Annotated in this window: 11 protein-coding genes and 2 pseudogenes; 12 read left to right on the forward strand and 1 reads right to left on the reverse strand. The window is 48.7% G+C overall.

Annotated elements, in window-relative coordinates:
• Positions 1-5: 5 nt before the first annotated feature.
• From ACZ41M_RS08670 to ACZ41M_RS08680, 3 genes are read left to right on the forward strand one after another with little or no spacing between them, the layout of a single operon-like run.
• Positions 6-866 (forward strand): DUF3025 domain-containing protein, encoded by an 861-nt coding sequence (locus tag ACZ41M_RS08670; protein ID WP_464731547.1) that lies wholly within the window; start codon positions 6-8, stop codon positions 864-866.
• Positions 867-901: 35 nt separating this feature from the next.
• Entirely contained in the window at positions 902-2,125 is a 1,224-nt protein-coding gene (gene argJ, locus ACZ41M_RS08675; protein WP_464731546.1) for a bifunctional glutamate N-acetyltransferase/amino-acid acetyltransferase ArgJ, read from the forward strand.
• Between the two features lie 23 nt (positions 2,126-2,148).
• Positions 2,149-2,778: a hypothetical protein gene (locus ACZ41M_RS08680; protein ID WP_464731545.1), complete on the forward strand. Its 630-nt coding sequence runs from the start codon at positions 2,149-2,151 to the stop codon at positions 2,776-2,778.
• Between the two features lie 51 nt (positions 2,779-2,829).
• Here ACZ41M_RS08680 and ACZ41M_RS08685 read toward each other — a convergent pair.
• Positions 2,830-3,941 (reverse strand): annotated as a pseudogene (locus ACZ41M_RS08685) (IS3 family transposase).
• An 81-nt stretch (positions 3,942-4,022) separates the two neighbouring features.
• On the opposite strand from ACZ41M_RS08685, the pseudogene ACZ41M_RS08690 reads away from it, so the two are divergent.
• The 9 genes and pseudogenes from ACZ41M_RS08690 to mutT all read left to right on the forward strand — a co-directional run.
• Positions 4,023-4,307: pseudogene (locus ACZ41M_RS08690) on the forward strand (hypothetical protein); the annotation flags it as partial.
• 148 nt (positions 4,308-4,455) lie between these two features.
• Entirely contained in the window at positions 4,456-7,671 is a 3,216-nt protein-coding gene (locus ACZ41M_RS08695) for an autotransporter outer membrane beta-barrel domain-containing protein (RefSeq protein WP_464731544.1), read from the forward strand.
• 60 nt (positions 7,672-7,731) lie between these two features.
• Positions 7,732-8,241 carry an OmpA family protein gene (locus ACZ41M_RS08700; RefSeq protein WP_464731543.1) on the forward strand — a complete coding sequence of 170 codons (510 nt, stop codon included), beginning with the start codon at positions 7,732-7,734 and terminating at the stop codon, positions 8,239-8,241.
• A gap of 246 nt (positions 8,242-8,487) precedes the next feature.
• Positions 8,488-9,546 (forward strand): dTDP-glucose 4,6-dehydratase, encoded by a 1,059-nt coding sequence (gene rfbB / locus ACZ41M_RS08705; RefSeq protein ID WP_464731542.1) that lies wholly within the window; start codon positions 8,488-8,490, stop codon positions 9,544-9,546.
• A complete protein-coding gene (rfbD, locus tag ACZ41M_RS08710; RefSeq protein ID WP_464731541.1) occupies positions 9,536-10,450 on the forward strand; it encodes a dTDP-4-dehydrorhamnose reductase in 915 nt (304 codons plus the stop codon). Before rfbB ends, rfbD begins: the two co-directional genes overlap by 11 nt.
• A 14-nt stretch (positions 10,451-10,464) precedes the next feature.
• A complete protein-coding gene (gene rfbA / locus ACZ41M_RS08715) occupies positions 10,465-11,352 on the forward strand; it encodes a glucose-1-phosphate thymidylyltransferase RfbA (protein WP_464731540.1) in 888 nt (295 codons plus the stop codon).
• A gap of 81 nt (positions 11,353-11,433) precedes the next feature.
• Entirely contained in the window at positions 11,434-12,378 is a 945-nt protein-coding gene (locus ACZ41M_RS08720) for an IS30 family transposase (RefSeq protein ID WP_464730024.1), read from the forward strand.
• A gap of 74 nt (positions 12,379-12,452) precedes the next feature.
• Positions 12,453-13,352: an ATP-binding protein gene (locus tag ACZ41M_RS08725; RefSeq protein WP_464731539.1), complete on the forward strand. Its 900-nt coding sequence runs from the start codon at positions 12,453-12,455 to the stop codon at positions 13,350-13,352.
• Positions 13,353-13,430: 78 nt separating this feature from the next.
• Complete coding sequence (gene mutT / locus ACZ41M_RS08730; RefSeq protein ID WP_464731538.1) at positions 13,431-13,865, forward strand: 8-oxo-dGTP diphosphatase MutT; 435 nt, start codon at positions 13,431-13,433, stop codon at positions 13,863-13,865.
• Positions 13,866-13,949 lie beyond the last annotated feature (84 nt).

Genomic DNA, 13,949 nt, shown 5'->3' on the forward strand with positions numbered 1-13,949 from the left:
ATGTCATGCCGTTAGCATTCTCCGAAGCCTGTCAAATCAATTGGTTGGCGCCGTGGCTGGCGCACCTCGCACCGCGTTTTCCGACGCACACACCGGAGCAATGGGCGAATGCACCCGATCTGAAAATCGCGCTCAACGCCGCCGTGGACGAACTGCGCGCGCAGGGTTTGCCGATGCTGACCGGCCAAGGTCAAGCACTGCACTTCATCGCGCAAGCCGATTTACCCGAAGGCGTCGCCTACGAAGCCCACATCGCACAAACCGGCGGCGTGCCGACGCGGTTGAATCTGCACGATTTTTTCAACGCCTCGATTTGGCTCACCTTTCCTCTAACCAAAGCGGTGCTCAACGCCCGCCAATTCGAGCACATCGCCACGCACGGCGTGACGCATCAACGCGGCATGGCGCGCGACGCGCTGACGCTGTTTGACGAAAATGCCGCGCTGTTGGTCACATCCAATCCCACCATTGCCAACGCATTGCGTGCATTTGACTGGCACAACGCCTTGGTCGCGCCGCGCGCGCTGTGGGAGAACGTGTATGAACCGCGTGCGGATGCGCAAGCGGCCGTGTATTTATTCGGTCACGCACTGATGGAGAAACTGACCGCACCGCGCAAACCGATGTGCGCACACACTTGGGTGATTTTAGTTGAACCCGATTGGTTCGCATTGAGTTTGACCGAGCGTTTCATCCAGCTGGATCAACGTTTATCCGAGCAACTGCGCACCCATCCATTCCACACCCACGATTTTTGCCCGCTGCCCGTTCTCGGTGTACCGCATTTTTGGCAAGACAACGCCGATGCAAGCTTTTATAATGACACGAACGTCTTTCGTGCAGGTCGCCTGCGTGAGCGTACTTGATTTTCGCCTCCACTCACCCCTATTTTGGAATCGTCATGGCCGTTAATTTCCCCAACATCACCGCCGATCAACTCACGCCCGTCGCAGGCATCGAACTGGGCTTCGCGCAAGCAGGCATTCGCAAAGCCGATCGCAAAGACCTGCTCGTCATCCGCCTGTCCGAGGGCGCGAGTGTCTCGGGCGTATTCACCACAAACACCTTTTGCGCCGCACCGGTGCATGTGTGCAAACGCCACCTGCTGATTAACAACGGCATCCGCGCCTTGATCGTCAACACCGGCTGCGCGAACGCAGGCACCGGCGAGCAAGGACTGCGCGACGCCGAAACCACCTGTGGCGAATTGGCCAATTTACTGAACATCACCGACAGCCAAGTCCTGCCATTCTCCACCGGCGTGATTCTCGAACATCTGCCGATGGACAAACTCATCGGCGGTCTGCCCGACGCCATCGCCAATTTAACCGAGGACAACTGGTACAACGCCGCGCAAGCGATCATGACCACCGACACCCTGCCCAAAGCGGTGAGCAAACAGATTCAAATCAACGGCCAAACCATCACCATCACCGGCATTTCCAAAGGCGCGGGTATGATCAAGCCCAACATGGCAACCATGCTCGGCTTCATCGGTACCGACGCGCTCGTACCGCAAGCCGACCTCGACGCCATGATGCGCCGCATCGCCGATCAGTCGTTCAACTGCATCACTATTGACGGCGATACCTCGACCAACGACTCCTTCATCGTTATGGCCAGCGGCGCGTCGGACGTGGCGTGCAAAGCCGGATCGGTCGAATTTTCCCAGCTCGAAGCCGGACTGGTGGCCGTGGCGCAGGAATTGGCGCAACTGATCGTGCGCGATGGCGAAGGCGCCACCAAATTCATCCGCATCGCGGTGGAAAAAGCCGCCTCTGTCGCCGAAGCCAGAACCGTGGCCTACAGCGTCGCGCATTCGCCTCTGGTCAAAACCGCGTTTTTCGCCAGCGACCCGAATTTGGGGCGCATCCTCGCCGCCATCGGCTACGCGCAGGTGGACGGACTGGATGTCAACGCCATTGACGTTTATCTGGACGACATACACGTCGCCACCGCAGGCGGTCGCCACCCGAGCTACACCGAAGAGCAAGGCCAAGCCGTGATGAACCAAGCGGAAATCACCGTGCGCATCGTGCTCAATCGCGGCTCGGCCAATGCCAACGTCTGGACCTGCGATCTGTCGCATGACTACGTGAGTATCAATGCGGATTATCGGAGTTAATAATCTATTATCAGGAGTTACTCATGGATGTCAAATTCCATTGTTTACAGGTACTAATAAATGATGATTACGTAACATTAAATCAATTACAGCCATTGATAGACCTGAAGTACGAGCAAACAGAAGAAACTCATTTCCGATCAATGGAATGTCTAACAATTGAACCTCAATTCATCAGACTATATTTCCAATCTGGAGATCCTAGGCCATGGAATCCCAAGCTAGTGGACATCAGAACTCGGGCCACAGTAGATAACTCTCGGAAAAAAGATCAATTTGAGCCTAAATTACACTATGGACTACTTGATTTGGAGAGAAGCCAAGTATGGCTTCCCCATGTTGTTAAAAGCATTTTTAAAGAAGCAATTCTTTCACAACACAAAAATGCTTCTTTTAAAGAAATATTAGATGAAGATGAGTTTTTCAATACGATACAATCATTAAATCAAATGAAATTCGGCATCGCTCCAGATCAACTTCTTAATTCAATTAGTGATTTATCTCAAGCACTTACAAATGATGCAAATGGCTATGGTGCAAATTATGCTGAATTAGTTATGACTTTCAACAAAAACGAATCAATTACTGACAGAGTAAAATCTCTTTTCAAAAAAGCCATCAACCAAAAGTCCTCTTTTAAAAAGATTGGGTAATACCCCCTAAAAGGGCGGCATCTAAAAGTAGAATCAACACAAGTCCTGCGTTTAGTGCAGGACGCGTGAGTTTGTTAAAGCCATCATACGCGTTTGCGCTGGAGTGAATCCACCGAGCGACATATGAGGACGGTTGTTATTGTAACACCACAGCCACTGTGTCGCCTCGATTTGAGCGTGTTCGAGTGACTCAAATAATGTCTGATTGAGCAATTCATAGCGCATGGTTCGGTTAAAGCGTTCAATGTAGGCGTTCTGCTGTGGGTTTCCAGGTTGGATGTAGAGCAGTTTAATGTCGTGCTTTTGCGCCCATTGTTGGTAGTGGTGGCTGATGAATTCAGGGCCGTTGTCCGAGCGTATCGCTTGAGGTTTACCACGCCATTCAATGAGTTGGTCGAGATAGCGCGTCAGCGTGGTTGCGGGGATTGAGAAGTTGATTTCTGCCAACAACCCTTCTCGGTTGTGGTCGTCAATGACGTTGCATGAGCGGATGCTGCGCCCATCCTCGAGGTTGTCGTGGGTGAAGTCGATTGACCACGTCACATCCATTGCGTCGGGCACTTCGAGTGGTTGCGGTGTTTCTCGGTCAAGGCGTTTGTTGGGAATCAGGCGCAAGTTGAGCCCGAGTTTGCAGTAAATGCGGTAGATGCGTTTGTGGTTGTATTTCCAGCCCAAGACGTTGCGGATGTGCAGGTAGCATAATCGAAAGCCCCATGTGTTTTGTCCTTTGGTGGTGGTCAACTCGATCAGTTTAGCGGCTATCATGGCGTTGGCTTGCGCGCGCGTTGGGATGTGGCGAAAGCGTTTTTCTGAGATACTCATGAGTTCGCAGGACGCACGGATGCTGATGTTTTTATCGTTGTGCAGTTGTTGCGCCATCTCTTTACGAGATGACGCGCTTACTTTTTTGCAAGGCACTCCTTGAGGATGTCGGTGTGCAGCTGGGATTCGGCATAGAGTTTTTTCAGGCGCGTGTTCTCGGCTTCTAAGGCTTTGAGGCGGCTCATGAGGTTTGCGTCCATGCCTGCGTATTTGCTGCGCCATTTGTAGAAGGTGGCACTGCTGATGCCATGCTCACGACACAGTGCGGGTACGGGTACGCCTGACTCGGCTTGTTTTAGAATGCTGGCGATTTGGCTGTCGCTGAATTTGGATACTTTCATGTAAAACTCCTTTGGGTTAGTTTAAAGGGTTCTACTTTTAGGTGCTGGCTTTTTTAGGGGGTATTACCAAATCAACCCTTAGGTTATATTAATTGGGCTTATTTATCTCCAGAGCAGGAATTGGCGTATCTCAATCGAACTCAGCCATATGAATTTTTTACACAATTCAATCGACCTGGACCAGACAAAAAAGTATGGATTCTGTCTTGGTTTTGTGTTCCCCAAATGCATCATCAACTCGTTATGCGTACAGCCATTAAAAGATATATTTTTCCAAGACAGACAGTATATTTTGCGTACCATAAAACGCCTGACGACCAGAAAATTATGGTGAAATCGCTCAAGGGATATAAATTTACAGGGTAATTTTTATACAAATTGTTTGTAAATTAACTAATAAAACTAAGTAAAATTTAACAAAAATTAACATTAAAAGAGTAATTAATAGAATTTAGAACGCGGTAGCATATTTACATCGACATATTGATTGTCTTTTGAGTATGAAGGGTAAATTGTGAATAAAATCTATAAGTCTAAGTGGAGTCGGGTGACGCAAACTTGGGTAGCGACGTCAGAGTTGACCAAAGGAATGGGAAAAGCTGCCGCAGTTGTTTCGTTGATGGCGTTGTCCAATAGTGCTTTTGCTGCCGATTGTGTGGCCGCTGCGGATGGCTCGTATTTGCCAGGCAATACAATTCCCTCGTGTAACAATGTGGTGGCTGCAACGACCACACAGTCGGGTACAGCGGGCTATTATATTTTAACGCGTTCTCGTCTGCATGAAACCTTGACCGTAGGGGATAGCACTGTTACGGCAAATGTAACGGGAGGATATGCTGGCGTTGGTAACCAGTACGCCACGGGTGCTTCTGGCGCCGCAATTAATACGGGTAACTTAACTTTCAATGTCAAGGCAAATGGTGGTGTTAGTGGTATAGGTACACATTCAAATGTGAATATGACCACAAAAAATGTGATTTTGAACCTGACGGATAATTACACAGCGGGCACTAACAGCAGTGGGAATGTTGCACAGTACGGTGTTTTGACTGGTTCTACGGTGGATTCTGGTGAACGTGCTACCTATAATGGTCAGTATTCAACAATTACCACTGAGAATTTAACGATTAATCAAACGGCAACGGGTGGTAAGGTCAATCCGATTTTGAATAATGGCATACGCGCGATTCAAGGTGCCAATCAAAATTTGGGCAATGGTTCTGCTGGACAAGTGATTGTCAATGGTAATTTGGACATGACACTGACAGGTAATCGCTCAATTGGTATCTATGTTTCGGGCAATCAAAGCAATCATGGTGATGCAACCGCTGCTGGCGCGAATGGTTCTCTCACTCCCAAGGTGATACTCAATGGTGATGCAAATATCACCATTAATAAGGGTACGGATAGTTCTCTTATTGCTTGGGATAGTCATGGCGTTAAATTGGGTAAAGTTCGCTATGCAGGTGAGGGTGCTGGGATTTTGGAATCTCATGGGAAGCTAACCATTGACACGACCAAAGCATTGCAAGGTAGTGGGATTAAGATGATGCGCAATTCAATTTTTGACGCATCGGATGCAAAAGCCAGTACTGAAATCAAAACGAATGGTTATGCATTGGAAATTGGTGGGCATGATGATGGTTCAAGAAGCACAGGGACATTTGAACAAGCTGCATCAAATGGTGTGACAGCGAGTTTTAATAACGCAGTGTTTACCACCAATGGCACCAGTATTGACCTATTGATTACAGCAACAGGTACGCGTCGCGACTTGATTTTTGTGGATCAAGGGCAGGTGGATACCAAACTTAATTTTACGGGTGCAAATACCAACCTAACCGCCAACGCCAACGGCTATATTCTCAATGTGAGTGGGAACTATACAGCACCTAACTATTCATATTATTCAAATACATACGATGCTTCTGGGGTTAAATTACAGGGGCAAAATCTGTTTCAAGGCTCATCCGTTACTTTCAATGCGAGTGATGCGGGAAGCATGACGGGTTTGGTTTATAAAGGGTTGGTAAAAAATACGCAAACATTGGATTCAAGTAAAACGCCGACACTTAATTTAAATCTAAGTAATGGTTTTACGTGGAATTTGAATGCAAATGCGTCGGCTCCGAATGGTGATAAAACCACTGCACTTTTTGATACTGCTACTATATCCAGCGGTGCTGTTATTAATGGCGCATTTGACGACGCTGGTAATAATAACTACATCCTGTCTGGTAACGTCGTGAGCAATGGTGGTGTGATTAATTTGGATAATGCAACCCATGCAAAATACAACGATGTTTTAACAATTAATGGCAATTACAGTGGCTCAAATGGCGCATCTGTCCGCATGAATACCTTGTGGAATGCACCTGGAGATGCAGCCATCACTGTTGCCGAGGGAGGTGCTGATTCGGAATCCGATGTGTTGCATATTATTGGAACTGCAGATGGTCAAACCTCAGTTAACCCGATTGCTGCGGATGGAACGGTAAACATCATAGATGGTAGTGTTCAGCAAATTGCCTCAATAATCAATACGGTGCCTGTAGTGGTCGTTGATGGTGCTAATGCAGCAGGAACTTTTGTAGGTGTTGCAAAAACCACAGGTGCAACGGAAGTTCAATTGGCCAGCCGAGAAGCTGCAAATGGTGGTCGGGAATATTATTGGACGATGTCCGCCAAAATAGATCCAGTTAATCCCGTTAAACCTCCTATTTATACACCAACCGTACCAGCGTATGTGCAAATGCCCGTGGTTGATATGGAGCTTGGTTATACAACCTTGGGTACTTTGCATGAGCGTCGTGGTGAAAATCAAACCTTGGCTTGGGATGAGTGTGGTACTTGCGGCTCCGATGCAAAAGGTCAGACATGGGGACGGATATTCGGTAAGCATCTTGAACAAAACGGTAAAACCCGTTTGAATATGGACACGGATATGTATGGTTTTCAGTTTGGGCATGATTTTAAAATTAAGCGCACAGATGAAGGTGGTCATCGCCTAATGGGTGCTTATCTTGCATATGGCCATGCTAACACGGATTTTTCTGATAGTTATCGCGCAGAAAATGGTATTGTCAGTGCCGACAAGTACACAGGCAATGGTAAAACCAATGCTGTGAGTTTGGGTGTGACCCATACGCGTTATGCGCCCAATGGCAGTTATTTGGACTTGGTGGGACAACTGTCTTATCTGCGAAACAAATACAACTCGCGCGATGGTTATCAAGCCAGTCAAAATGGTTGGGGTGCTGCATTGTCTGCTGAAGTGGGTCGTCCATATGCCATCAGCAAGCATACTGCAGGTGAAGCGGGTTGGTTATTGGAGCCACAAGCACAATTGATTTATCAATATGTGGGTTTAAACGACTTTAACGATGGTGTTCGTCAAGTGAATGAGAAAGGACAGCATGGTTTGCGCGGTCGAGTGGGGGTGCGTTTGGCGCACAATGCCCAAGCTTCTGAAAAAAATTACCAGACGAAAACTTTCTATGCGGTCGCCAATGTATGGCATGACTTTATCAATTCCAAATCAGTAGGGATTGGTCGGGATAATCTGAGTGAAAAGTACGCGTCCACTTGGGGTGAGGTTGGAGTGGGTGTGCAGTTCCCAGTGGGTAAGCACAGTTATCTTTATGCGGATGCACGCTATGAGCGTGATTTGGGTAGCAGCAAGCGTGAAGGTTATCGCGGCACGATTGGTTTTAAACACACTTGGAAATAACCTTATCTGAGTAACAAATAAGCACTTCATCAATCCATGAAATGCTTTAATGGGGTAAAAATGAATATGCAGAATAAATTAATCGCTGTTGGTTTGGTTTTGTCACTCAGTGGCTGTGCGGGGGTACGCGATGTCAATCACAAATGGTGTCCTCCTGAGGTCGTCGCTCCAGTTGTTGTGACAGAGCGGGTGAATTTAGCGGCTGATGCGTTGTTTAACTTTGATAAGGCGTCATCAACTGACTTATTACCAGCAGGAAAAGCGACTTTGGAAAAGTTGGCAGCAACGCTGAAAGATGGTTATGTACAGGTCGACAAAATTACTTTGATTGGCCATACCGATCGTTTGGGTAATGATCAATATAACTATCAATTGGGTTTGCGTCGTTCAGAAACGGTTAAAGTTTACTTACAAGGTTTGGGTGTGACTGCGCCGATAACCACATCAAGTGCGGGTGAAACCCAGCCGATTACCAATTGTGAAGGAGTCAAACCGACACCTGCACTTAAGGCGTGTTTACAACCTGATCGTCGCGTTGCGGTTGAGATTACAGGTGTACGTAAAAAATAATAATGGTTCTCTTTTCGTTTGTATCTAGGTTACGCATCATTTTTGGTGTGATTTGAAAATCATTAATACTTAAAAGCCCAATGTTTAGTTGGGCTTTTTTATCAAACAAGCAAGGGGTATCATAAGAAACATAAATGTTAGGTGTCTATTTGATAAAATGCGGCTGAAAGTAACATTGCAATGGTGTATGCTTGATACATACATCACCGTTATGGTCGTTTAATGGCACATTTTTGAGGTTTTTTAATGATATTGGTTACAGGTGGCGCGGGATTTATCGGTGGTAATTTTGTGTTGGATTGGTTGGCAGGTTCAGATGAGCCGGTCATCAATTTGGATGCACTTACGTATGCGGGTAATTTGCATACTTTGGATTCGTTGAAAAGCGATGGGCGACATGTGTTTGTGCATGGCGACATTGGTGATACTAAGTTGGTATCTCAATTACTGAAGCAATACCAACCACGCGCAGTGGTGAACTTTGCCGCAGAATCGCATGTCGATCGCTCGATTCATGGGCCAGCAGATTTCATACAAACCAATGTCTTGGGTACATTTAATCTACTGGAGTCGGTGCGGGCGTATTGGACTGACTTGCCTGAACCTCAAAAATCCGAGTTCCGCTTTTTGCACGTCTCGACGGATGAAGTGTATGGTTCGCTGGAAAAAAACGATCCGCCGTTCACAGAAACCAATCGTTACGAGCCAAACAGCCCCTATTCGGCGAGTAAAGCGGCTTCTGACCACCTCGCGCGGGCGTGGCACCATACCTATGGTTTACCTGTGCTGACCACGAATTGCAGCAACAATTATGGCCCCTATCATTTCCCTGAAAAATTGATTCCACTGGTAATTCTCAATGCGCTCGCGGGCAAGCTTTTGCCGATTTATGGCGACGGGCAGCAAATCCGTGATTGGCTGTATGTGCGTGATCATTGCAGTGCGATTCGCAGAGTGCTTGAAGCGGGGCGTTTGGGTGAAACCTACAATGTCGGTGGTTGGAACGAGAAGGCGAATTTGGAGGTGGTGAAAACCATTTGCACCTTGCTCGATGAAATGCAACCCCGTACAGATGGTCAATCGTATGCAGAGCAAATTACTTTCGTGACCGACCGCGCGGGGCATGACCGCCGCTATGCGATTGATGCGCGTAAATTAGAACGTGAGTTGGGCTGGAAACCCGCTGAGACTTTCGAGTCGGGCATACGCAAAACTGTTCAATGGTATTTGGACAACACTGAATGGACGAGCAATGTGACCACGGGTGCGTATCGTGAGTGGACGGAGAAGCAATATGGTGCGTGATTTAAAATTACCGAAAATCTTAATCACGGGTGCAGACGGGCAAGTTGGTTTTGAGTTAAAGCGCACGCTCGCGCCTTTGGGTGAAATCATTGCCTTGGTGCGCGCGGATTTGGATTTATCTGATGCGGTTGCGACATTGGCTATATTGGATAAATATCAGCCCGACATCATCGTCAATCCCGCTGCTTATACCGCGGTGGATAAAGCCGAGTCGGATGTGGATATGGCTTATGCTGTGAATGCCCAAGCAGCAGGCGTGATGGCGCGTTGGGCTCAGAAGCATGGTGCCATGTTAATTCATTATTCGACCGATTATGTGTTTGATGGTACGAAGTCGGGTGCATACATTGAGAGTGACCCGATTGCACCGCAGTCGGTGTATGGCGCGAGCAAGGCACAAGGTGAGCAGCTCGTGCGCGAGGCGTGCGCAGCGCATTTTATTTTCCGCACCAGTTGGGTGTTTGGTGCTTATGGTGTGAATTTTCTCAAAACCATGCTCAATTTAATGAAAACTCGCGACGCACTCAATGTGGTCAACGATCAATTTGGCGCGCCCACCAGTGCATTTTTACTTGCGGATGTGACCGCACATGTACTGCGCGATGCGTGGTTAAAGCGTCAAAATGGTGAGTTGCCCGCTTACGGTACGTATCATTTGACCGCGAGTGGTTCGACCAGTTGGCATGGCTATGCGCAATATATCGCAACTTTGGCAGAGCAGGCAGGTGTTGTGTTAAAAATGAGCAGTTCGCAGATTAAAGGCATCCCCAGTTCGGAATATCCAACGCCCGCCAAACGTCCCGCCAACTCTTGTTTGGACACCCGTTTGTTACAAAATACTTTCGGGTTGCACTTGCCTGACTGGCAAGATGCTGTGCGTCATGCGTTCACTTTGATTCAATAAGACGAGGGTAAAAAATGAATAAACACCTTAACCTCAACCCTCATCAGCGCAAAGGCATCATTCTTGCGGGTGGCTCGGGTACGCGCCTATATCCAATCACTCAAGCAGTCAGTAAGCAATTACTACCTGTGTATGACAAGCCGATGATCTACTATCCTTTGGCGGTGCTCATGCTGTCTGGCATACAGGAAATTTTGATTATCAGCACACCACAGGACATTGGTCGCTTTGAAGAATTACTCGGTGACGGGGCGCGTTGGGGGCTGAAATTGAGTTATCAAGTGCAACCCTCGCCTGATGGTTTGGCACAGGCTTTTTTGCTGGGTGAGGCATTTTTAGATGGGTATCCCGCCGCTTTGGTGTTGGGTGACAATATTTTCTTTGGCCATGATTTGCAAGTTTTATTACAAGATGCCAATAGCCAAGGGCATGGTGCGACGGTGTTTTCCTACCATGTGCATGACCCAGAGCGTTACGGTGTGGTTGCATTTGATGAGCACAAAAAAGCGGTGAGCATTGAAGAAAAGCCCCTTGAACCAAAATCCAATTTCGCGGTCACAGGACTGTATTTTTACGATGCAGACGTGGTCAAGCACGCTAAAACCATTGAGCCCTCTCCCCGTGGCGAACTCGAAATCACCGATTTAAATAAAATTTATTTAGAAAACGGTACATTGCACGTACAAACCATGGACAGGGGGTTTGCGTGGTTGGACACAGGCACGCATGATTCTTTGCGCGATGCTTCGACCTTCGTGGCAATGATACAAAAACGCCAAGGACAACAAGTCGCCTGTGTTGAAGAAATTGCATACCGCATGGGTTACATTAATCAAGAGGCATTGGTTGCGTTGGCTCAACCGTACCTGAAAAGCGACTACGGTCAGTATTTCTTAAATTAAAGTACGAAGTGCAACAAAAAAATCGGTAAGAGAAGTCAAGGTGAGTACACTTGACCCTCTCTACGCCAATAGAAAGTTGCCATGACACAGTACACCCACCTCAACCAAACAGAGCGTAACATCATAGCGAACATGAGCGCAAGCGGACACAGACTAAAAGCCATCGCCGAAGCGATAGGGCGAAACAAATCGAGCATTTCGCGAGAATTGCAACGCAATCGCAGCAAGCGTGGCTACCGTCCAAAACGCGCTCAAACCCTGTCCGAACTTCGTGCTCTGAATAGCCGAAATGCGAAGCGCATCAGCTCAGATATATTCAACGTTGCCACCCAATACCTAAACGACGAATGGTCACCAGAGCAAATTGCTGCGGCGTTACCGATTAGTCACACCACCATTTATAGTCGCGTCAGAGCAGACAAGAACCAAGGCGGACAACTTTACAAACAACTGCGCTGTGCCAAAAAGCGGCGTAAAGCCTATGGCAAATCCTACTCAACCCGAGGGCAAATACCCAACCGACGCGACATCAGCGAACGACCTGCCAGCGTTGAGACCCGTGAAGAGCTGGGACACTGGGAAGGTGATACAGTCATTGGCGCACATCACAAACAAGCCATCGTCACATTGGTGGAGCGCATGACTGGCTTGACCCTCATCGCCAAGGTTGAACGCAAAACCGCCGAGTTGGTGCGAAAAGCCTGCATAGAATTGCTCACACCATTCAAGGAACATGTCCATACCATCACATTCGATAATGGCAAAGAGTTTGCAGACCATGCCTTGATTGACCAAGCGATTGGATGCACGACTTACTTTGCTAAACCATACTGTTCTTGGCAACGCGGTTCAAATGAGAATACAAACGGTTTGATTCGGCAATACATTCCCAAAAAGGCTTCGATGGCGCACATCGATGCCGATTTCTTGGATACAATCATGCAGAAATTAAACAACCGACCGCGTAAACGGCATGGGTTTATTTCTCCTGCAAGTCTTTTTAACAGCGTTGCACTTCGTGCTTGAATTCACCGTTTATAAAATTATTGAAATTATTCTTTAATTTCGTAATACAAAGCGCAAAGTAATTTTCTTAGACTATGGATACCGAGCTCCTAAACCAAACCCTCGCGCAACTCTCCGATACGCTCGAACGCGCGCAACTGCTGCTCCCGCGCACCACGCAGGACGTTGATTGGAGCGCGCAGGCATATGTCTGGCAAGTGCGCTACGGACGCGGCTTTTTACAGGCGCTGCACCAGCCGCGTTTGCAGGAATTGGACGACCTGCTCTCGATTGACCGGCAAAAACAAGCCGTATTGGACAATACCGAGCAATTCGTGTGCGGCTTGCCCGCAAACCACGTGCTGCTCACCGGCGCGCGCGGTACGGGCAAATCCTCGCTGGTACGTGCTTGCTTGGCACGCTTTGGCGCGCACGGTTTGCGCGTGATCGAAGTGGATCGCCTCGATTTGCACCACCTGCCCGAAATCGTCGATCTCGTGCGCGAACGCGCCGAACGATTCATCGTATTTTGCGACGACCTCACTTTTGACGCGCAAGACTCCGGCTACAAAGCGCTGAAAACCATCCTCGACGGCTCGTTCAACGGCTACGCCGAAAACGTCCTCGTCTACGCCACCTCCAATCGCCGCCACATGGTGCCCGAATACGACACCGACAACGTCGGCTACAGCCACCCGTCCGATCACGAGCTGCATCCCTCCGAGACGGTTGAGGAAAAAATCGCCCTGTCCGAGCGCTTCGGTCTGTGGCTCAGTTTCTACCCGTTTAAGCAAGACGACTATCTCACCATCGTCGATACCGCCGTGCGCCGCCTCGGCTACACACCTGCGAATGACGCCGAGTTTGAAGAGATGCGCACCGCCGCATTACAATTCACACTCGAACGCGGCTCACGCAGTGCGCGCATCGCCCAGCACTTTGCACGGCAATGGGTCGGACAAAAACAACTGCACACACACCGCAACGCAGAGTAGCGCTCTATCCCGCCACCCAACCATCATTCCCACCCGCGCGGAAATGAGCGAACCATAAACAGGCAAAGAAACAGACGCATGAACACACCCGCTAAAATCATCGACGTCGTGGTCGGCGTACTGCGCAACGCCCATGGCGAATACCTATTCGCCCAGCGTCCCGAAGGCAAACCCATGGCAGGCTACTGGGAATTTCCCGGCGGCAAAGTAGAGGTGGGCGAAACCCATTTCCAAGCACTACAACGCGAGCTGATCGAAGAGCTCGGCATCACCATCACCAACGGCACACCGTGGCGTACCATCGAACACGTTTACCCGCACGCCCATGTTCTGCTCCACTTCATCATCGTCACCGCATGGGATGGCGAACCGCATGGCCGCGAAGCGCAAGCGCTGCACTGGCAAAAACTCATCGTCACCGACGATGGCATCGTCCGCACGCCCAGCACCGAGCCAATTTTACCGGCGACCTTACCACTGCTCGCTGATCTGGCACAGCTAGCCTCACACTAAACGAATTGCCCGCCCCCATTCACCAAACCCAAAATGAAATCAAGCTGATCTCATTTTAGTGCCGCCCCGTTCGTGATTTTCTGC

The sequence above is a fragment of the Puribacter membranae genome (genome assembly GCF_055380425.1).